This is a genomic window from Sporosarcina trichiuri (assembly GCF_030406775.1).
GTDB lineage: Bacteria > Bacillota > Bacilli > Bacillales_A > Planococcaceae > Sporosarcina > Sporosarcina trichiuri.
In genome coordinates this window covers 885,417-905,231 of the sequence record NZ_CP129119.1, presented here as the reverse complement: position 1 = coordinate 905,231, position 19,815 = coordinate 885,417, and the positions used below count along the sequence as shown (strand labels likewise).

General features: G+C 53.3%; 21 protein-coding genes and 1 pseudogene. 3 read left to right on the top strand and 19 right to left on the bottom strand.

The genetic code is table 11. The annotated features are described in order from the left end of the window. Nucleotides 1–16 precede the first annotated feature (16 nt). The 19 genes and pseudogenes from QWT68_RS04825 to QWT68_RS04735 form a co-directional block, all read right to left on the bottom strand. Nucleotides 17–1,084: an ABC transporter permease gene (locus QWT68_RS04825; RefSeq protein WP_290149927.1), complete on the bottom strand. Its 1,068-nt coding sequence runs from the start codon at nucleotides 1,082–1,084 to the stop codon at nucleotides 17–19. Nucleotides 1,085–1,201: 117 nt separating this feature from the next. Then, entirely contained in the window at nucleotides 1,202–2,062 is an 861-nt protein-coding gene (locus QWT68_RS04820) for a hypothetical protein (protein ID WP_290149925.1), read from the bottom strand. 5 nt (nucleotides 2,063–2,067) lie between these two features. Then, complete coding sequence (locus tag QWT68_RS04815; protein ID WP_290149923.1) at nucleotides 2,068–2,562, bottom strand: C1orf198 family protein; 495 nt, start codon at nucleotides 2,560–2,562, stop codon at nucleotides 2,068–2,070. Then, the gene (locus QWT68_RS04810) at nucleotides 2,543–3,442 is read right to left on the bottom strand and encodes an ABC transporter ATP-binding protein (protein WP_290149921.1); all 900 of its coding nucleotides are present in this window, start codon (nucleotides 3,440–3,442) and stop codon (nucleotides 2,543–2,545) included. Before QWT68_RS04810 ends, QWT68_RS04815 begins: the two co-directional genes overlap by 20 nt. 150 nt (nucleotides 3,443–3,592) lie before the next feature. Continuing rightward, on the bottom strand, nucleotides 3,593–4,210 hold the full coding sequence (locus QWT68_RS04805) for an HAD family hydrolase (protein ID WP_040286473.1): 618 nt from the start codon (nucleotides 4,208–4,210) through the stop codon (nucleotides 3,593–3,595). 34 nt (nucleotides 4,211–4,244) lie between these two features. Continuing rightward, the gene (locus QWT68_RS04800) at nucleotides 4,245–4,703 is read right to left on the bottom strand and encodes a GNAT family N-acetyltransferase (protein ID WP_040286472.1); all 459 of its coding nucleotides are present in this window, start codon (nucleotides 4,701–4,703) and stop codon (nucleotides 4,245–4,247) included. A 30-nt stretch (nucleotides 4,704–4,733) separates the two neighbouring features. Beyond that, a complete protein-coding gene (locus tag QWT68_RS04795; RefSeq protein ID WP_290149919.1) occupies nucleotides 4,734–5,699 on the bottom strand; it encodes an NAD(P)H-dependent flavin oxidoreductase in 966 nt (321 codons plus the stop codon). Nucleotides 5,700–5,738: 39 nt separating this feature from the next. Then, on the bottom strand, nucleotides 5,739–6,287 hold the full coding sequence (locus QWT68_RS04790; RefSeq protein ID WP_290149917.1) for a short-chain dehydrogenase: 549 nt from the start codon (nucleotides 6,285–6,287) through the stop codon (nucleotides 5,739–5,741). 38 nt (nucleotides 6,288–6,325) lie between these two features. After that, nucleotides 6,326–6,757 (bottom strand): annotated as a pseudogene (locus QWT68_RS04785) (NUDIX hydrolase). Nucleotides 6,758–6,803: 46 nt separating this feature from the next. Then, nucleotides 6,804–7,580 (bottom strand): aminoglycoside 6-adenylyltransferase, encoded by a 777-nt coding sequence (locus tag QWT68_RS04780; protein ID WP_290149915.1) that lies wholly within the window; start codon nucleotides 7,578–7,580, stop codon nucleotides 6,804–6,806. Nucleotides 7,581–7,632: 52 nt separating this feature from the next. After that, nucleotides 7,633–8,517: a hypothetical protein gene (locus tag QWT68_RS04775; RefSeq protein WP_290149913.1), complete on the bottom strand. Its 885-nt coding sequence runs from the start codon at nucleotides 8,515–8,517 to the stop codon at nucleotides 7,633–7,635. Nucleotides 8,518–8,572: 55 nt separating this feature from the next. Beyond that, nucleotides 8,573–9,154 carry a dienelactone hydrolase family protein gene (locus QWT68_RS04770; protein WP_290149912.1) on the bottom strand — a complete coding sequence of 194 codons (582 nt, stop codon included), beginning with the start codon at nucleotides 9,152–9,154 and terminating at the stop codon, nucleotides 8,573–8,575. 48 nt (nucleotides 9,155–9,202) lie between these two features. After that, a complete protein-coding gene (locus QWT68_RS04765; protein ID WP_290149910.1) occupies nucleotides 9,203–9,646 on the bottom strand; it encodes an NUDIX hydrolase in 444 nt (147 codons plus the stop codon). Nucleotides 9,647–9,728: 82 nt separating this feature from the next. Next, nucleotides 9,729–10,451, bottom strand: a complete 723-nt coding sequence (locus QWT68_RS04760; RefSeq protein WP_290149908.1) for a class I SAM-dependent methyltransferase — start codon at nucleotides 10,449–10,451, stop codon at nucleotides 9,729–9,731. A 21-nt stretch (nucleotides 10,452–10,472) separates the two neighbouring features. Then, nucleotides 10,473–11,504: a S66 family peptidase gene (locus QWT68_RS04755; protein WP_290149906.1), complete on the bottom strand. Its 1,032-nt coding sequence runs from the start codon at nucleotides 11,502–11,504 to the stop codon at nucleotides 10,473–10,475. A 38-nt stretch (nucleotides 11,505–11,542) separates the two neighbouring features. Further along, nucleotides 11,543–12,259 carry a sulfite exporter TauE/SafE family protein gene (locus QWT68_RS04750; protein ID WP_040286466.1) on the bottom strand — a complete coding sequence of 239 codons (717 nt, stop codon included), beginning with the start codon at nucleotides 12,257–12,259 and terminating at the stop codon, nucleotides 11,543–11,545. Between the two features lie 115 nt (nucleotides 12,260–12,374). Then, complete coding sequence (locus tag QWT68_RS04745) at nucleotides 12,375–14,183, bottom strand: M3 family oligoendopeptidase (protein ID WP_290150453.1); 1,809 nt, start codon at nucleotides 14,181–14,183, stop codon at nucleotides 12,375–12,377. Between the two features lie 86 nt (nucleotides 14,184–14,269). After that, nucleotides 14,270–15,301 (bottom strand): DUF2332 domain-containing protein, encoded by a 1,032-nt coding sequence (locus QWT68_RS04740; RefSeq protein WP_290149904.1) that lies wholly within the window; start codon nucleotides 15,299–15,301, stop codon nucleotides 14,270–14,272. A gap of 13 nt (nucleotides 15,302–15,314) precedes the next feature. Next, nucleotides 15,315–15,500 carry a hypothetical protein gene (locus tag QWT68_RS04735; RefSeq protein WP_290149903.1) on the bottom strand — a complete coding sequence of 62 codons (186 nt, stop codon included), beginning with the start codon at nucleotides 15,498–15,500 and terminating at the stop codon, nucleotides 15,315–15,317. A 201-nt stretch (nucleotides 15,501–15,701) separates the two neighbouring features. On the opposite strand from QWT68_RS04735, the gene QWT68_RS04730 reads away from it, so the two are divergent. The 3 genes from QWT68_RS04730 to QWT68_RS04720 all read left to right on the top strand — a co-directional run bounded on the left by QWT68_RS04730 (nucleotide 15,702) and on the right by QWT68_RS04720 (nucleotide 19,798). After that, the gene (locus tag QWT68_RS04730; protein WP_040286464.1) at nucleotides 15,702–16,736 is read left to right on the top strand and encodes an ABC transporter permease; all 1,035 of its coding nucleotides are present in this window, start codon (nucleotides 15,702–15,704) and stop codon (nucleotides 16,734–16,736) included. Between the two features lies 1 nt (nucleotide 16,737). Beyond that, nucleotides 16,738–17,412: an ABC transporter ATP-binding protein gene (locus QWT68_RS04725; protein ID WP_290149901.1), complete on the top strand. Its 675-nt coding sequence runs from the start codon at nucleotides 16,738–16,740 to the stop codon at nucleotides 17,410–17,412. A gap of 121 nt (nucleotides 17,413–17,533) precedes the next feature. After that, nucleotides 17,534–19,798, top strand: a complete 2,265-nt coding sequence (locus QWT68_RS04720) for a YhgE/Pip domain-containing protein (RefSeq protein WP_290149898.1) — start codon at nucleotides 17,534–17,536, stop codon at nucleotides 19,796–19,798. Nucleotides 19,799–19,815 lie beyond the last annotated feature (17 nt).

Sequence of the window (19,815 nt, the reverse complement as noted above, 5' to 3'; positions counted from 1 at the left end):
AGTTCCAATTTCGCCCTCATGATCCATTGTAAGAAGTCTGTTTCTGGCCGGCCGTCCGACCTTTCAGGGATAGCACGGCATATAGGACAATAACCATCAGGCCGGCCCATATGAGCAGGATGGCACTTCCCGTGTAGACACTGACGGACGGATTGTTCAGCAGCGTCGCCGTCTCTCCATTCAGGATTTTCGGCAGATCCAGATACAGGAAAGGCGAGTACAGGGCAAGCGCCTTCCATTGCCCGCTCAGCAGGCTGCCTCCGACTGCCAACAAGGCCGTGAGTAAATAGACCGCGAACGGCTGCCGGATAACCAGGCCGAGACTGTTCGTCAGTGCCACCAGGAACAGGGTGATGCACACATAGAGCAGCAGCGCCTGCAGCAGATAATCCCCAAGCGGGATGAACCCATACCCGCCTTCGAATGCGCGCAGCCCCGTGAAGTCGAATGACTGCACTTCCTGTTTGGTGTGATACTGCAGCACCGGATACATCCAGTCCCCGAACCGGTTGAAGACCGCGCCGATCACCATGGTGAAGAGGAACACGCCCGCAGCGCTGAGGACGGAAACCACCGACGCATTCACCACTTTCCCGAGGAACAGGGAGCGGCGTGTGAAAGGCAGTGTCGACAGCAGCCGCAGCGTCGGCCGCTTGCCGCGTTCCGTCGCGAGACCCGCTCCTGTCAGGTAAAGAAGAAGCACCAGCGGAATGACGAACAGATAGTCGCGGAAGACGCTATACAGCACGAACAGTCCGCTGTGGTCGACTTCCCGGTTCCCCTTTTCAAACAACACTTGTTCATTGCGGTCTTCAGGTTTCCAGCGGTTATGGATATTCGGGATGTAGCCGCCTAAGAACACCGGGCGGACGTCATGCTGCTGCATCCATTCCGTCCGTGCGATGACGGCTTCATAGCCGAAATACGTCAGCGCCCCTTCCATGGATCCTTGCGACTCTTTATACTCCTCGAACCAGCGCTCAACATACAGGCGGTGCGTATACACAGGTCCCCAATCGCCTTTCCCAAAAGCGATGGCAGACTGATCAGCGAGTTCGGCCTCTTCCTGTGCTTTCTCGATCATCTGCTCGAACATCGGGATGTTGTGGGCATAGATGGCTTCTCCGTCCTCGCCCTTTTCGTTCGCCTGTTCAATGAGCTCTTCGTACCTTCGGATCTCCTCCTCGAAATGCGGAACGATTTACGTCTCTGTACTCGCTTTCGTCCCCGCCAGTTCCTCGAGCGCCCGGCTCTCTTTCTCCTCCGACTGGTGCGCAAGGAGGAAATAGCCGACAGCCGCTCCAGCCAGCAGGACCAGAAGGCATTGGACGAGAAGCCCCTGCCGTCTGACTTTGCGCCACTCGAACAGGAGGCTTGTGATAATGCGACCCGCGTGACGCACCTTCCCCTGATGATACGGCTTTACATCCTGCGCGGCCCTGGACAGACCCCGGTTCCCTTCCCGCAGCCAGACGGCCGCCAAAAACAGGGCGGCACTCCACAGGACGGCAAAAATTGCATACAGCCCGATTGGATGGTCAGACGGGACGGCCAATACATCAGATGCCCGGAAGAGCTGGAAAGGATTCCAAGGGTGCTGCAGAAAACGGGACGTCCCGGTCAGCACAAACCCGATCATCGAAAGGAGCCCTGTCAGCAGGATGGCGGTGAATGAGCTGCGCAGCTGGGTGCCGAGCAAAAGCAGCAGCGCAAACAGGACGGCCGCCGATCCGATGAACAGGACGGCATGCTCGAACAGCAGCTGCCAGACCGGGAGGATGGCAAACGAGGATGCCGACTGCAGCACAACCGGATACGACCAGTCCTTGAAGGTTTCACCGAAAACGGACGGTGCTGCCCAGCTGCTGCCGGCGACAAGGAACACAAATACACCGGTCACTGCCAGCAGGATGACGTATTTGGCGGTCAGCAGTGCGCCTCGTCGGATCGGCTGCGTACGGAGCGTCGACAGGGTGTGCTGCTCCTTTTCCGCAGTGTAGAGACTGCCAAAAAGCACAAGCAGCAGCAACAGTCCCGCCGGTCCAAGAAGAGTTCTTTTCACCTGGTTCAGCAGCAGTCGGGTGAGACCGGGTAGGTTTCGTTGGCCTCCGGCAGCTGCCGCTCCATTAAAACCGCATTCCGCGCGATAGCGATCTCCCTGTCGATCCCTTTCAGTTCGGTGTAGGTGCCGCCCGCCTCTTCATAGGCGGACAAGCCCGTCAAAAAGTCCTGTTCGATCGGCGGGATGTCGTTCCAGCGATTCTCGTAGATCGCACTCCGCCACTGGAAGATGGCGGTTGCCATCTTGTTCAGGCTGTCGAACTGATGCTGCTGTTCCATAGACAGCTGATTCTCCCGCTCAAGCGGCAGAAGGCTGGCATATAATTGATCGGCTTCGACCGCTAGCGACTCCACCTGGTCGATCGCCTCTTTTACCCGCAAGTCCTGATTCACCTGGTTCTGGTAAAACAGCCAGCCGGCAATGACCGCCGCGGAAACCAGCAGCCAGATGAGCTTGTGCTGGCGGATGAGTTTCTTCAGCTCAAACTTCAGCAGGCGCATCGGCTTTTGCCCCTCCCCCGAAGATCATCCGGTAACGCTCTTCGGAACCGGAGATGTTCTTATCGATGTCCTGGATGGTGACCCCCTGCTGTGTCAGTTCCTGCAGCACCCGGTCCAGCGTACACGCCTTCTCCAGGAAGCGCAGATTTCCATCCGCCTGCTCAAACGGGATTCCGGCGGTCTCAAGTGTCTGAAGTGCTTTTTCAAGCGGGAGCGCCGTGATCTGATAGCGGATCTGTTCGAACGCCGCCAGATCTTCCTGGATGAGTTCCCCGTTTTTCAGGAACAGGATCGCAGACGTCACCCTGTCGATCTCCGCCAGATTGTGGGACGACAGCAGGATCGTGGTCCCTTCCGCCCGCAGGGACAGCAGCAGCTCCCGCACCCGGATGGCACTGGTCGGATCGAGGCCGTTGAGCGGTTCATCCAGAATGAGCAACTTCGGCTGATTGACGATCGCCATGGCGAGCAGCAGATGCTGTTTCATGCCAAGGGAATAGTTTTTCACTTTCTTCCGCAGGTAGCTCGTGATGCCGATGCGTTCTGCTGCGGCCAGCAATTGGTCCTCAGAAAGCCCCTGCACCTCGCAGATGAACTGCAGATGGTCATAACCGGTCAAATAGTCATACAGCACGATATTGTCCTGCATGAAGGACACATGGCGGAACATTTTCGTATCTTTGTTGCTGCTGCCGAGAACGGTGACGGTGCCCGTGTCTGCCGGCAGCAGATTCGCAATGATGTTGAGCAAGGTCGATTTCCCGGAACCATTCGGTCCGACAAGCGCCGTGATCTGCGCTTCCGCCAATTCAAACGAGACGCCTTTCAGCACGGGGTCTTTGCCGTACGATTTGGTGACATCCCGGACAGATAAAATCATTGTCATCCCCCTGTACTGACAAATGCAGACTATCCCCCAGTCATTTATGAAGTTAGAATAGTCGCACTTTCGTTTTTGCCAGTATATCACAACCATCTGCCAAGAAGACCGAAGACCGGAAAAGAATCCCTGGGAGACCAACTAGTTCCTTCAGAGAAGTGACAGGACATCTTCCGGCTGCCGAAGGATGAAATCCGCAGTCTCAAATTGCCCGGCGTCCTGCGCTCCCCACAAGGCGAGTGCAAACTGGACACGTGCGCTCTGGGCGCACTGCATGTCGTAGATGGAGTCACCGATATAGATCGCTTCGTCATGGGTGACTCCGAGTTTGTCAAGACAGAGCAGGAGCGGATCCGGGCATGGTTTGTGCAATTGTGTATCGCTTGCCGAGACAATTGCATCGAAATGATGGCTCAGCCCGAACGGATCGAATTCATCCGTCACTTCCCGGCGCGTTTTGGAGGTGACAATCCCTAAACGCAGCGGACTTTCCGCCAACTGCTCGATCACTTCCTGTGCCCCTGCAAACAAGGTGACATCATCCGCGTACGCCAATACGGCATCCGACCAGTCCGCCTGCACGCGCTCACTGTCCTCGATGCCGAGCCGAGCCAGCGTTTCTTTGCCCGGAATACCGAGCGCAAACCGCAAGTCTTCCTGCTCATAGGACAATCCTTCCTCTTTCAATACGTGCTGGAGGGATTGTAAGATGGACTGCTCCGTATCGATCAATGTGCCGTCTACGTCGAATATCACTGCTTTGTACATTTGGCAGCCTCCTCGAATTTCAAATACTTAACTTTCACAGATCCTGTGACAGCCGGATCATGTCCCGGCTGTGGATCCCGTTCTCCATGATATTCTCCGGATAATGCCGGAGAAAAAAATCCAGATCGACACCCGTGATACGGAATTCGCATTTCTGATAGAGTGCGAGCTGCGCGATGCTCGAATTGCCGGTACCGACGTCAATCGTCTTGAAACCTCTCTCTGCCGCTTCCCTGATCGCATCGAGCACCAGCTGCTTGCCGATCCCCCTGCCATGCAAGTCTTCCGCTACCGCCACATTCACGAGTTCCACGGTCTCCGGACGGGTCGGCAGCAGGACATAGACACCGACCGGCTGCTGATCCCGTTCAGCGATGAAACAAGAACCCCGGCTGACATAGTCTTCGATGATCTGGCGGGACGGATCGGCGAGCAGGAGGAGATCCATTGGCGGTGTTTCATTAGTTCTTAGTTCTCTGATAATGACTTTCATGGTCGAAACTCCTGTCACTTTATTGATCCATCAAATCTCTGCAATTCCTTTCAGCCGCGCCAGTCCCTCCTCCGCGGTCCTGTTCATCCCGTCGAACAGCTCCTGCACAGCCGGTACATCGTCGATCAGTCCGATTACCTGGCCGCCCCAGCCGAATCCTGCGGAGTCATCTCCGTCGTAGATATAGTTCCGGTTCGCTTCCCCGCTGATCGAATCTTTCAGGTCCTCGTAACCGGCGCCTTCCTCTTCATGCGAGAGGATCTGTTCCGAAAAGGGAGTTTTCAGTACGCGGCCCGGCGCGCCAAGGCTCCGTTTGATGATGACGGTATCCGTCTCGGCACCCTGTACGATCGCCTCCTTGTAGGCTTCGTGCGCATGGACACATTCTTTCGTCGCAATGAACCGTGTGCCCATTTCGATGCCTTCCGCACCGAGGGCCAGTGCTGCGAGCAGTCCGCGTCCGTCGCCGATTCCGCCACTCGCTAGAACCGGGATGGACACCGCATCGACAACACGTGGTGTCAGTACGATGGTACCGATGTCCTCCCTGCCGATATGGCCGCCGCCTTCCTGGCCGACCGCCATCACGATATCGGCGCCGAGCTGTTCGGCTTTTACGGCCTGCCGGACACCGGACACGAGCACGAGGGTTTTGATCGGTTCGCTCTGCAGCCGCTCGAACACAGGCTTCGGGTTGCCGCCGGTGATCGAAATGGCAGGCACTTTTTCTTCGATGGCCACTTCGAGCAGTTCTTCATAGTTGCCGTCATGCCGGGCGATGGCAAAGTTGACGGCGAACGGCTGATCCGTCAGCGTCCGCACTTTCCGGATCTCTTCACGCAGCCGGTCCGGCGTCCGCAGTGTAGCCGCTGTGATCTGCCCAAGGCCCCCCGCGTTCGACACGGCCGCCGCCAATTCCGCGTAGGCCAGATACGCCAGGCCCCCCTGGATGATGGGATAGCGGATTTTTAAAATTTCAGTCACTCGTGTTTTCAATGACCAAACACTCCTTTCTTCAATAAGGCCGCCAACCAATTACGGTCTGTCTTCCCGAGGTCCAAGTTGTCCAATGGTGGTCAATTCTGCTTTATGCGCAATTGCCTTCAGGACGCCCTGAGAAATCTCTTGATGGGTCAGCCATCTTGAGACACCGTTCTCTCGAATAGAACCAAGCTGTATTTGCGAGTAGCGACAATCAGCGGGCACATCCAAATCCCGTCTGAGCGCTTCGGCATCTGTCCCGCTGCTGATAACTTGAAAGAGTTTCCATGGCCCGGGAGTCTTAGAAATAGTGCGGATCAGTAAGGGCAGTGCTTCAGCGGCATCTGAATGGATCCAGGCAACAGCCATATCGATAGGACCATTCCTCTGGATTGTCTCTATTGTTTTATCTCGCAGCCCCGAACTGTCACGATAATCTGCTAAGAGTGGGGTGACTTGTTCGGACTCCTCCAAACTATCCAACAAGGCATCCATTGGAGCGGCGTTTCTGGCCAATACCGAAACATGATAGCCGTCAGCCGCCAGCTGTCGTGAGACGCCCGCCAGCATGCCGGTCCCCCCGACAACAAGTGCGTGTTTCAACAGGCAGCCCCCCTTTCTTTTAGCAAAATCAAATTCGGTCAAAATGCTACATAAAACGGATGCTTGCTGCGGTCAAGACAGTACTCAATCCGCTGTTTAAAATTAGGGAGTGATACCATTTCCAGCGCTTGATCGATCGGAAAAAAGCCGACCTCCAGACTTTCCGGGGAAGTCGTACACTCACCGCCGACCGGCTTCGCTAAAAAGAGAGTGTTGCAGATTGAACGCTGCACATTCTGGAAAACGCCGCAGAACTGTTAGATTTCAATATCTATCCCTGATTCTTCCTTTGTTTCCCGTATGGCCGCAGCTTCAAGAGATTCACCGTTTTCCACAATCCCGCCGGGCATCTCCCAGCCTCGACGCGGCCCCTTAATAAGCAGAAGTTCTTGCTGGCTATTCACCACGATAGCGGCAGCGGACACAAAATGTTTTGCGGGTAAGTTCTCTGTTTCCGATAATGATCCCATGAGTGCACCTCCTGTCAAACCAGCACTTGTATAAATATCTTCCTCTTTACAACTCCAATAGTTCGACCAAGCCACCATCCAAATTATAGAGAGGACTTTTTTGGACCACTTCTTTAAAGAGCAGAATGAGATGGTTTCTTGCAGCTTTTAACGTTCCAACACTCGTATCGGTTGGATAGATGCTCAGGAAATTAGAAACAAACTCGGGATCCAGCGTATTATACGCTTTGAACTGGTGAACTTTTTTCTGTTCATTCATCGCTTGGATGTACAGCAGGTAGGTCCGCATCGTTTCGAGCATTTGTAACGCGTAAATAGGATTGTTCCTGTTCAGCGCCTTCTTCGCGCTATGGGCACAATAGGCAAATTCAAACGGGAGATCGATACCTGTTTCGTACTGCACGGCCTCCTGCTCAAAACGTTTATTCTCCTGATTCATTCTTTCAGCGACAGCCCCTGTTTTATCTACTAGGATCTTCCAAAGTGGTGACTTGACGGGAAGGAGTCGTAGCGGAGCGACAGAAACATTGAATTCGAGCCCGTTATCAAGAAAGACGATCAGGAGATGGATGTCTGCACTGAATTGCTTCTCTTTTATATATAACGGCCGCAACTCTTCGAATATATCTTTTATATCTGTTTTCGCTTGCCCGGGGTCTGCGGAATTTGATACTCCCACCATCAGATCGATATCCGAGTAGAGGTCACTGAATCCATCCACACCTGAGCCGATCTGGACAACTCCTTCAACATTAGTCAGAAGCGTAATTTCTTCAGTGATACGCTCCAAAAACTGCTGTCTTTCACTCTCGCTGTATCCCATCTGACAATCAACCTTTCGCTAGAGAGCCCGCTGAAAAAGATTCAGCAATACCTTATTTCTTCTGGTATGTAATCAACGCAGGACAAGGCATAAATGGAAACCGTTTTAATATTTCCATTGCATACGGATCGGTCGTATCGAATTCCCCTTCAATTGTATGAATTTGCTGAGACACCGAGTAGTGCAACTGCTGCTGAACCAGCTTGGGCAGGACGGCTAATTCCGTTTTCTTATTGCAGCCGCACCACCCAAGCTCATGCACGCCATCTTTTCCGGATTCATGAAGAAATGAGTACGCAATGACTTGCCCTGTCTTCCTATCGGTAGAAACGAAACTCCCTTCTGGAATCATATCTTCAGCAAACACAAGCGGCTCCCATTCGTCAGTCGATTGATCAGCCGGCGGATTCACTTCATGCGTCTCCTCGTATATTCGTTTCACCAGCGATACAAGCTGGTCGCGGCCTTCTTTCGCCAAATCTGAAATACATTGTATAACTTGACCATCATGTTCTGTATTCAGCGGAAACTCCAACAGATCATTGCCTAAAGAGAGTGCCGGCATAGACGTTCGTCTGATTTCAAAAAATCCGTTTTTTTCATAGACGGATTTCAATGCGGCCGCTGTCTCCCAAATGGTTGTTTGCAATGGATAGCGAAATTTTTCCTGCTGTTCCACTTCTGCCAGGAGACATTCAAACAGCTGTTCATCTGCAATTAGAGGATTGCTCACTGCCTTGAAATATGTACAATTGGGATGAAAACGGCTCCTCCAGCCGAACATCACAGCTGCGAGCTTTTCACTCGAAAAGGCTGAATACGCAAAATCATATCTGTGCCGTTTCAATAGCTCCAGCAGATGGTCTTCTTCGAAAGACATGGAAAACAGCTGTTCTGCATGTGGTGCATCGTTTGTGCTGAACGGTTTTATATCCATTCCAAAGCAGCCTCCTTTCTTTACATGTTAGCTGAATGGTGGGCAACACATCTCCTCACTCATCAATTCGCTTTAAAAATGAAAGCATCCGTTCAACCATCTGCGCTGTCGCATCAGCATCATATCCAGGCTGGCTGTTGTCTGCGAAAAAGTGCTGGTCTCCCGGATAGAGGAACAGTTCACCGCTGTCCGAAGCCTCCGTGATCTTCTGGGCTGCTTCAAGATCTTCTTCGTCTGCGAAGAAATGATCTCCCTTCGTCCCGTGGACCTGCACGGGGAGCTCGGCTGGCCACGGACTGCCAAACTCCTCGGCAGGTGCGCAAGAAGCGATGAACAAGGCACCTCTCGCATTTGATTTCGTTTGGGCGAGCTGCTGGGCGGCCATCACCCCGAGGGAGTAGCCGGCGTAGACAACAGCCTCTGGCAGACCATCCGCTGCCTGTCCAGCGCGCTCCGTCAGCGTGTCGTATCCGGTTTCTTTCACATAAGCGAACCCTTCGTCAATTGTTTCAAACGTACGACCTTCGAATAGATCCGGCGTGTGTACCGCGTGTCCTGCTTGCTGCAGCTGCTCGGCCAAGTGAAGAATTCCTTCGGTGCGCCCCAATACATGATGAAAAAGTAAAACGTCTGCCATCTCATGACCTCCTCAATTTATTTTGCATTCTGTATATTGTCCCGTTGCTCATTCATCCTCTTCCGTCAGCAAGTCCAGCAACCCGTCGGGAACGATCCGAAGTTCCCCTGACTGAAATTTATGGATGGGGAGACGCCGGACGACGAAAGAGGCCCCGTTGTCTTCAATTCCTTCAAAGGTTTCCGCAGTATTGAAGAATTTGTCGACGAACACACCGTCATAGACACGCACAATCTCGTGTCCTGTCTTCCCGTTGAAGGTAAAGACATTCTCAACGGTACCCAAGTAGGTGAGATCCGTGATAGCCGCATTCAGCTCTTCTCTTATCTCCCGGGCAAGGGTCTCTTCACTGGTCTCGCCGAACTCGATACCGCCGCCGATCGGCCGGTAAAAGTGATCGCCCTTGACAGCATCATAACCTTCCGCAACCAGGATGGTGTCCTGCTGGCGGAATATACAGATAGCAATCGGGCGGATGACGCCTTCTTTCATGACCCTTCCCTCCCTTTTTCACTTGGAATGGGTGTAATTAGTTTCTCCGATAAGATCAGCAGCCGAAAATGCTTGCACATACTTATTTGACCGCATGGAAGATGAATGATTTAGTGTACGGATTTGCCTCTTCAAATGACCAGTCATGGTATGCCTGGAAGGATGCGAAACCGGCAGCCTGCAGACTCTCTGCAATCACATCATAGCTGCGAAAACGGAGCTGCATTTTTTCACGCACCAGCACGGCGTCTGTCCGCGCATTGACGACTGTTTCATAAAACGAATAGACATTCCCCTTGAATCCTTCATAGTCTGTCCAGATCAAAAGAGGCTCCCCGTTCTGGTCATCTATGGCATGGTCGGGAGTGTCGTCTTTCTCCCACTGCTCCCATGCTTTGGCTGCTGGATTCCGTGTATCGAAAATCAAATGGCCGCCAGGTTTCAATGCACGATAGACATCGGACAGAACTTGCTGCCAGCTCTCGTCCGTTAAGAACACTTGCGCGACATTTGCCGTCATGATGACCGTGTCGTATGCATCCTCCTCCAGATTGCTGCTGTCTCCGACAATCCACATGACGTCATTTCGATACGCCTTCCCCTTCGCGCATTCAATGGCCTCTTCGTTAGGGTCGATTGCAGTGATTTGGTAGCCTGCTTCCGAAAAATGTGTCGTCAGCCGTCCGGTTCCGCACCCGAGATCCGCAATTTTTTCGGGACTTACTTTCTTGAGCAATTTCATAAAGAATTCATCATCCCTTGCCCATCTGTTCACTTGGTCATATACAATGGGAATCACGTACATACCTTCTTTCTGTCTGCGTTTCTATTTCACAGCGCCTTCAAGGATTGTGAAACTCTTCTCGTTGCAGCCAATTTCCGCCAGCGCCCCATACGGCAGGATGCATTTCGGCTCGGTATGTCCGAAATTCAAGTTATACAGAATCGGCAGGTCTTCCAGGCCATACTCTTTCATGACCGTCCGGATCTCTTCTTTGTATTCATCATAAAATTGTTCGTCCTGCGGTTTACCGAAGAGGATGCCGTTTGCCTGTTGCAGGATTCCCTGGGCGGCATAGTTCCGCAGCCAGTAGCGGATGAGGTCCGGCTTCGGCTTCTCTTCGGATGTCTCGAAGAACAGGATACTGTCTTTCCAGTAGTCCTGATCCGGCCACAGCTCGGTCCCTTTGACGGTCTCCAACACTTCCATGCAGCCGCCGATCAGGCGACCCTGCACCGTCCCGGTACCCTGCAAGAGCTCGTACCCGTGGTTGTCCTGCATGCGGCGACGTGTGAACTTATTCTCTTCCACCCACTCCAGCCGCTCGCTCGTCCACTGTGCGGCCGGTTCAATCGGACCAATCGGCTGATCCAAGAACAGCGTCTGGTTCACCATTTCGACCGTGTACGGATCCATCTCAATATTTTCGGCAAAGTCGGTCAGGACGGCCGGACCGTAAAATGACGACAGGCCGGCTCTGTGACAGAACAAGTGGGAGATCGTGACATCCGAGTAGCCCATGAAGATTTTCGGGTTATCACGAATCACTTGAAAGTCGATGTACGGGAGCAGGCGGATGCTGTCCTCCCCGCCGATATTCGCGAAGATCCCCTTGATGGTATCGTCACGGAACGCCGTCATCAGATCTTCGGCACGTGCTTCCGGATGCTCATAAAGATAGCTTGCACCTTTCAGACTGTTCGGCATGGGCACGACTTCCAGGCCGAATACCTCCTCCAGCCGTGTCACTCCCTGCTCGTACCGCCAGCGGATCTCCGGCTCGCCGGCACCTCCCCACGAGGGGCTGACCGTGGCAACACGGTCCCCTTTTTGTAATTTATTCGGTTTTTGCAGCATGTTTCTTCACTCCTTTTTAAAAATCAATCGTCCAGTTCTCACAGACTTGTAAAGATCAATGAAATCCCGGTCGCCGCTAATAGGATATACGTGATGACCTGGAACATCGCGACATTGAGATACTTGAACAGGAGCTGCCCCAGGACAATTCCGCCGAGCAGTGCCGGCAGTGCAGCTGCCGAGGCGATCCATGTTTCCTTTTGTGTTCCGCCAAAGAGAATCTGCATGACCAGACTCACCGTATAGACAACAAGATAGAAGGCAAGTGTTGTGCTGCGCAGAACACTCTTGTCCATCTGGGTACCCGCAAAATACAAGAGCAGCGGAGGGCCCGGCACCCCGATACTGGTCGTCAGGATCCCTGAGATGCTGCCGGCGAGAGCATCCTTTCCTGCGCTGCGGGAAGTCGTCCATTTCAGCAGCAGCAAAGCGGTCAGGAAGAGGGTGGCCGTCCCCGTTGCCAGCTTAAGGATCCAGATGTCTGCATACAGGTAGATGAAGATCCCAACTAGCAATCCCACCGTGCTTCCTTTTAGAAGCCGGACGAAGAGTGTCTTATCCATTTCCTTATGGATGCTTTTGATCATCAGGGCAGACAGGCAGATGGACAGTATGATATTCACCTGGATGGCCATATGAGCGGGAAATAAGATCAGCAGCACAGGAGTACCCAGTATTGAAAATCCAAATCCGGTCACAGCCTGCAGCAGGGACGCAAGCAGGACAACCAGCAGTAACAGCAGCCATTCTTCCATATCCATTCACCTGCTTTACGATACGTGTTTCCGACATTCGGCAGAATTCCTATAATATAACCCTGCCGATATGTAAAAAGACGCTTACCTGTTACCGATAAGCGTCTTTCTGTTTTCACTTCAACAATGAATCCGTTAAGCTGACGAATTCGTCCACGTCTTTTTCTACGATTTCGATGCCGGCTGCCCAGAAGTCCTGCTGGGTGATGTCGACCCCCAGATGTTTCTGCGCAAGCTCTTCCACTTTCATCGAACCGGTGTCCTTCAGCAGCGCGATGTATTTCTCCTCAAATCCTTCCGGCTGCTTCAGGTATTCCGCATAGATGCCGAGGCTGAACAGGTAGCCGAACGTATACGGGAAGTTGTAGAACGGCACGCTGTCGATGAAGAAGTGCAGCTTGGCCGCCCAGAAGTGCGGATGGTACGACGACAGGCTGTTTCCGTACGCTTCCTTCTGTGCTTCTGTCATCAGCTCATTCAGCCGTTTTTCCGAAACGAACCCTTTGGCGCGTTCCTGATAGAAGCTGTCTTCGAACATGAAGCGGGACCGGATGTTGAGGAACATCGCCGTTGCGTTCTCGAGCTTCGTCGCAAGCAGGGCGATCTTTTCTTCATCACTGGAAGCGTTCCGCACGGTCGCATCGGCAATGATCGTTTCTGCAAACGTACTTGCCGTTTCGGCGACGTTCATGGCATAGCCGCGGTTCTGTCTCGGCACTTCTTTCATGACATGGCTGTGGAACGCGTGCCCGAGTTCGTGTGCGAGCGTGCTCGTATCACTCGGCGAGCCGGTGAATGTCATGAAGATCCGGGACTCCTCAAATTCCGGCAGGCTTGTGCAGTAGCCTCCCGGCCGTTTGTTCGACCGGTCTTCCGCCTCGACCCAGCGGTTTTCCAGCGCATGTTTCGTGAAGTCCGTCAGTTTCGGACCGAATGACGAGAAATTCTCGATGACGAAATCGGCCGCTTCATCATAAGTGAAATGGGTCGGCGCAAGATCGCCTGTGGCTACCGGTGCGTCGACATCCTGCCAGCCGAGCTTCTCCATGCCATACAGGTTTGCTTTCCGATCCAGGTAGTCGATGAACTTCTGTTTCCGCGCGTCAACTGCTCCCCACATCGCGTCGAGCGTTTCTTTGGTCATCCGGTTGTACTCAAGCGGTTCTTCCAGATGACCGTTCCGTCCGTGGACCTCCTGCAGCGTCAGGCGGTAGCCGGCCAAGTGGTTCAAAATATCTGCGAAGACCGGACCGAATTCCGTCCAGGCCGCTTCCCAGCTGTCGAACAGCGCCGTCCGCACGTCAGCATCGGGATCGGCATACATCCGGTTCATGGCCTGTCCGATGGAAAGGTCCTTCACCGTGCCGTCACTCTCCTTGAACGGGATGGTCATGATGGAGACCGTAGTGCTGTATAGGTCGCTCCATGCAGCAATCCCGTCCTTGTTCAGCTTGGCGAGCAGCCGTTCCTCTTCTTCGGATAGCAGGCGCTTGCCCTCATCCCGTGTTTCGTTCAGCACGAAGCTGATTTCCTTCAGGTGTGGCTCTTCCAACAGCTGTTTCCATTGGTCATCCGAGAAGGCCACCAGTTTTTTTGTGAAGATGGTGGACAGCTGCTGGATCTCACTGGCGAGCTCCATCACCTGACCTTTGACGACGCTTGCATGCTCATCATCCATGAAGGCATCGTGCCACATGTTGACGAACGTACTGACTTGGCCGAGTCCTTTCCCGATGAGTTCCTGCTGTGACAAGATCGCCTGCAAATCGGCTGCGTGATCCGCAGAATCACTGTTCCAGTTTTTCAGCAGATCCGCGTACTGTGCAATCTCCTCTTTTACAGCTGCCAGCTTCGTCTGCACTTCCTCCGAATTGGTCCCGCCTGGATAAATACTTTCCAAATCCCAAGTCTCTGCATATTTCACCATTATGTCACTCTCCTCATTCCCCTATTGTACTAGTAATCTATCAATTTAGAAAGTACTGTCAAGATGATTGGCCGGTAATTCTTCTATCCCTCTAAGTTCCATTCAAACCAGCGGCCATGACCATCCGTATTGCCGATTGTGTTCCGCTTCAGCTGCCCGGCAACATAGCAGTCGAGATGCAGCTGCGGGTCTTCCATATTGTTATACAGATGGAACAGGTCACGCTCGGAGCCAATCTGGGCCAGCGTGTCGGTCAGTGCTTTTTTTGTGTCCTCCGGCAGCTGATTGGCGACGTGGGTGTGGAAGATGCAGAGCGCCGCATCCGCGGGAATGGAATGGAAGCGTTCTTGCAGCAGCTGGATGCCATCCCCTTGTACGAGATCGACCGGATGATCCTGCAGACAGGCGGCTGCTTGGTCAAACAGCTCGCGTCGTTCCGTGTGCTCCGGCCAGATAAGCGCTTTCATCCACAGATAATCATCCCGCTTGGACAGATCGCTTACATGCAGATCGAAACCGATGCGGGAAATGACAGGCGGGCTTTCCGGAAGCAGGAACGGCAGGCTGCCCCCTTTCACTTCCGCATGGATCGTCAGGCAAGGGTCTGAATTTCCGTAGACTTTGTCTGTGCCATACTTATAGGCATAGTGATCCCACAGCAGCTGGAGGCCGGCGCTCGTCCCGATTTCGACAAGCGCGAGCGGCTTGCCTGTTTTATGGTGGATCCATGAAAACGCAGGGTACAGATAGGCGCAGCGCCGCACTTCATTCGTCTGGACGAGCCGGTGCGCAAGAATCGGAGTCAGCTCGCTCTGATGAGTCAGGCAGAAGTCCTTGAATTCAAGGAATGCCTGCTGGTCAGGCACTTTAGACGATACAGTCAAGCTGGGATAATATTTTTTCAGCGGGTGTTCTACACCCTTGAACAGCAAATACTGGACGCCTGCAAACAGCAGGTTCGGCACTGGCTGGCCATCCGGGACGGCTCCACATAGCGCAAGCAACTCTTCGTCCTGTGCGATTTTCTTTGACAGTAGTTCATACAGCTCACTCGATTCACGGCACTCCATTTCGGCGAATCGCTTGAATTTCTCAGCCGTCTGTTGACTATCCATTCGACGTCCTCCTTTATAGCAAGTCCTTCCGATCCATCTTCTCCGCAATCCTCCGGAGCAGCTCATTCCGCTCTTTCTGCGAACGGATCAAGGCAATTGCAAACCAGACCGCGCCCGCGATCAGCGCGAGATTGACCAGCATCATCAGCAGCGGTAAAAGTGCAAATACCCCCAACCCAGTACTCATATCCATATCCATTCAGTTCAACCCCTTCCTCAAGATGGATCATCCGCCAAATTGCCGGATTCTTCCTACTCGTAGTGTACCATACCGGCAAACCTGTCTGCGTGTTGTCAGGAATATGACCTGGCAATTCTGATTCCAATTGTAAACCTGCGTTCATCCTGCGTTCATGTTGGCGCGGTACACTGACAGTATCGAATAACGGAGGTGGTCTCCATGCAGATGGCGTGGAAAGAAGTGAAGAAAAGTAAAATGAAGTTCCTGATCCTCGGCTCGATCATCTTTCTGGTGAGTTTCCTGACGTTCATCATCTCAGGACTTGCGAACGGACTGTCGGAAGACAACGCAGCCCTCATCAAGAACATGCCGAACGGCCAGTTCTATCTGAATGACGACGCCAAACAGACATACAACCTGTCGAAGATCGATGAATCAAAGCAAGATCAGCTGCTCGACACGTATTCAAATGCGACGGCCATGTCCCTGCAGATGGGCTTTGTCAACGATGCGGACGATAAGCAGCACAGCGTGGCATTCGTGACGTCAACGGACAGCGAACTGTTCCCGAACGTGAAAGAAAACGAAATCGTCCTGGATGCCTCCCTAAAAGACGAAGGCGTCCAAGTCGGTGATATCCTGACGAACAACCAGTTCAGCGGGGAATTCAAAGTGACCGGCTTTGTTGAAAAACAGACGTACAGCCACGCGCCAGTCGCCTTCATCAACATGACAAACTACCAGGAAATGTACCGGGTGATGGAGATGCAGACGATCTTCATCCCGGGTTCGAATGCGCCGGATTCCATCAGCGGACTGGAAGCGTTCAGCAACAAGGAATACTTGAAGACGATTCCGAGCTACGGTGCAGAGCAGATGTCCCTCAACATGATCATCTGGTTCCTCGTCGTCATCAGCGGCATGCTGTTCGCGATCTTCTTCTATATGATGAACGTCCAGAAAATCGGCCTCTACGGCATCCTGAAAGCGATCGGTGTGAAGACGAGCAAACTGTTCAGCATGATGTGGTATCAGATGCTGCTGATCACGGTTGTCTCCCTTCTGCTGTCCGCCGGCCTCAGCCAGCTGTTCAGTGCGTTCGCTCCGAAAGGTATGCCGTTCAGTCTGACGATGCAGACGACCTTGACACTGTCCGCTGTGTTCCTCGTGATCGGGTTCATCGGCGCGACGATTTCCGGATTCCAAATCAAAAAAGTGGAGCCGCTTCAGGCAATCCAGCAAGGAGAGATGTAACATGGCGATTTTCCAGATTGATGAAGTCAAGAAATCCTTCAAAACCGGAGATGTCACTGAACAGATCCTGAAAGGCGTCGATCTCGACCTGAAACAAGGCGAGATCACGGCACTCGTCGGGCCTTCAGGGTCCGGCAAGTCGACGATGCTGACCATTGCAGCCGGGCTGCAGAAAGCGTCCGGCGGCCAGGTCATCTTCGACGGCAAGGACATGACAGAGATGAGCCAGGAAGAGATCCGCAAGATCCGATCGAGCGAGTTCGGTTTCGTCTTCCAATCATCGCACCTGGTTCCCTTCCTCAATGTCGAAGACCAGCTGCTGCTGATGCTGGATGTCGCGGAGACGAAGCTGAGCAAGAAGCAGCAGAAACAGGAAGTGGCGAAGATTCTCGACCTGGTCGGGATGGCCCACAGGAAAGACGCCTACCCGTCTTCCCTGTCCGGCGGGGAACGCCAGCGGATTGCGATCGCCCGGGCGATCATCCACCAGCCGAAAATGCTGTTCGCGGACGAACCGACCGCCAGTCTCGACTCGAAACGTTCGCAAGAAGTGATGGAGATCATCCGGGACTTGACGAAAACATTACAAATCACTACACTGATGGTAACGCACGACGAAGAGATGCTTCCGTACGCAGACCGGATTGTGACGATGAAAGACGGATTGATCGCCTGAAGAAGTTTTCCCCCGCCGGTACGTTCCGGACGGGGGTTTTTTGGGTAATCTGGACAATATGGTCTGATCCGCTGTCTGCACGGGACACAGACAGTGAGAACTACTGAAAGGGGGAGCGGACATGCATCACATTTTCGGCATTTTCAAACGGGACGTGCGCAATATTACGACAAACTGGGTCGCCGCGGTGCTGATCGGCGGCCTGATTTTCCTGCCTTCTTTATACGCCTGGCTCAATATCTACGCTTCCGGTGATCCATACGGCAGGACGGACAAACTGCCCGTTGCTGTAGTGAATGAAGACAAAGGGGCCGACGTGCAGGACAAGCACATCGATGTCGGAACGGATATCGTCGAAACGCTTCAAGAGAACCCCTCGATGGAGTGGCATTTCGTGTCGCATGACGAAGCGATGGACGGCGTGGAATACGGCGACTATTTCGCCGTGATGGTACTGCCGGAAAACCTTTCGGAACAGCTCGGATCCGTCGTCTCCGGCAACCCGAAAAAAGCTGAAATCGATTACTACGTGAATGAAAAGCTGAATTCCATCGCACCGAAGATCACGGAAAAAGGCGCTACGGTGATTGTCGACAAGGTGAGCAGCCAGTTCGTATCGACTGTGAACGGCGTCATCTTCGATATGCTCAATTCACTCGGCCTGGAATTGGAAAAGGATCTGCCTGATGTGAAAAAGTTCGAGAACTATATATTCGAAGCGGAGAAGAGCCTGCCGGAAATTTATGACCTGCTGAACCGGGGGCTGACCGATGCGGCGGATGCACAAAACGTCATCCATGACGCGCAAAGCAAACTGCCGGCCGCTCAGCAGATCACCGATGACGGCCTGGGACAAATCAACCGGGTTGTCACCTATCTGGACGACGCGGAAAAGAAATTGGATGAAACCTCGCCGAAGATCAAAGCGGATCTGAAGAAAGTCCGGGATATCTCAAATGAGGCCAACGACTTTCTGAAGAAACTGCAGGGGGTCAATCTCGATTTCACGGAACTGGACAAAGCGAAGAAAGCGCTGGACGACCGGATGACCCAAAGCATCGATCGGGTGGACAATGTCGAACAGGATCTGAAACAGCTGCAGGAACTGGCCCGGCAGGCACAGGCACAGGCACAGGCACCGTCGACGGAACCGGAAACTGAACCATCAGCAGGGACGGAAGCCGTACCGGATGATAACACAGGCCAGACCCCTTCCCTGCCGAAACCGGATCTGTCCGGCAAACTCGACGGTGCAATCACGAAGACGGGCGACCTGAAACGTCTGCTGCAGGAAGCGCAGACGAATGCCCGGAACGTCGACAGTATCGTCAAGGGCAAAGCGGAGGAACTCGATCAGGCGGTGGATGATCTGCAGAAGATCGCCGGCAATACGTCCGTCGAATTGGATGCATTCCTGAATGAGTATGTCAATACGATCGAACCGACCGTGAAAAGCGAGATCAGTCAGGCAAAATCGACACTCGGCCAGGCGAAAGGTCTGCTGACGGATATCCAGGCGGCCCTTCCGCAAGTGAAGACAATCCTTGGCAATTCGGACAGTGATCTGGATGAAGGAAAAGCGACCATAGAGAAAGCGGTCGCCCAGTATCCGTTCATTTCCGAGAAAGTGAACGAGCTTGCAGACCGCATCCGATCCACCCAAGGTGAAACGGACATCAACGAGATCATCAAGCTGCTGCAGAATGATCCGAATGCGGAGAAGACGTTCTTTGAAGAACCGATCCAGCTGCAGGAGAACCGGCTGTTCTCAATCGAGAACTATGGGACCGGTATGACACCGTTCTATACGGTACTGTCGCTGTGGGTCGGCTGCCTGCTGCTCATTTCGCTGTTGTCGACGGATGTCCACCAGGAGGGCTATACGGCACGGCAAGTCTATTTCGGGCGGTTACTGACGTTTGCGGTGATCGGGCTGCTGCAGATGCTCATTGTCGTCAGCGGCGATCTGCTCATCCTCGATGTCCATATCCGTGAACCGTTCTGGTTTGTCGTTTTCGGGACCATCATCAGCTTCGTGTTCATGTCGATCGTCTACACACTGGTATCCGTATTCGGGGATGTCGGCAAAGCGATGGCGATCGTCATGCTCGTCCTGCAGATCGCAGGATCGGGCGGCACGTATCCCGTCGTCCTGCTCCCCGATTTCTTCGGAGTTATCAACCCGTTCCTTCCGTTCACCTATGCTATAGATGTGATGCGCGAAGCGGTCGGCGGTATCGTATGGGAGCGGGCAGTGAAAGACCTGTCCTTCTTGCTGCTCTGCAGCGCCGCCTTCCTCGTATTCGGGGCACTGCTCAAAGAGCGCATTAACAGGGGGACGAAGAAATTGCTTAAGAAATCGAAGGAAGCGGAAATCTTCCATTGAGAACGCAAAAAGCACGG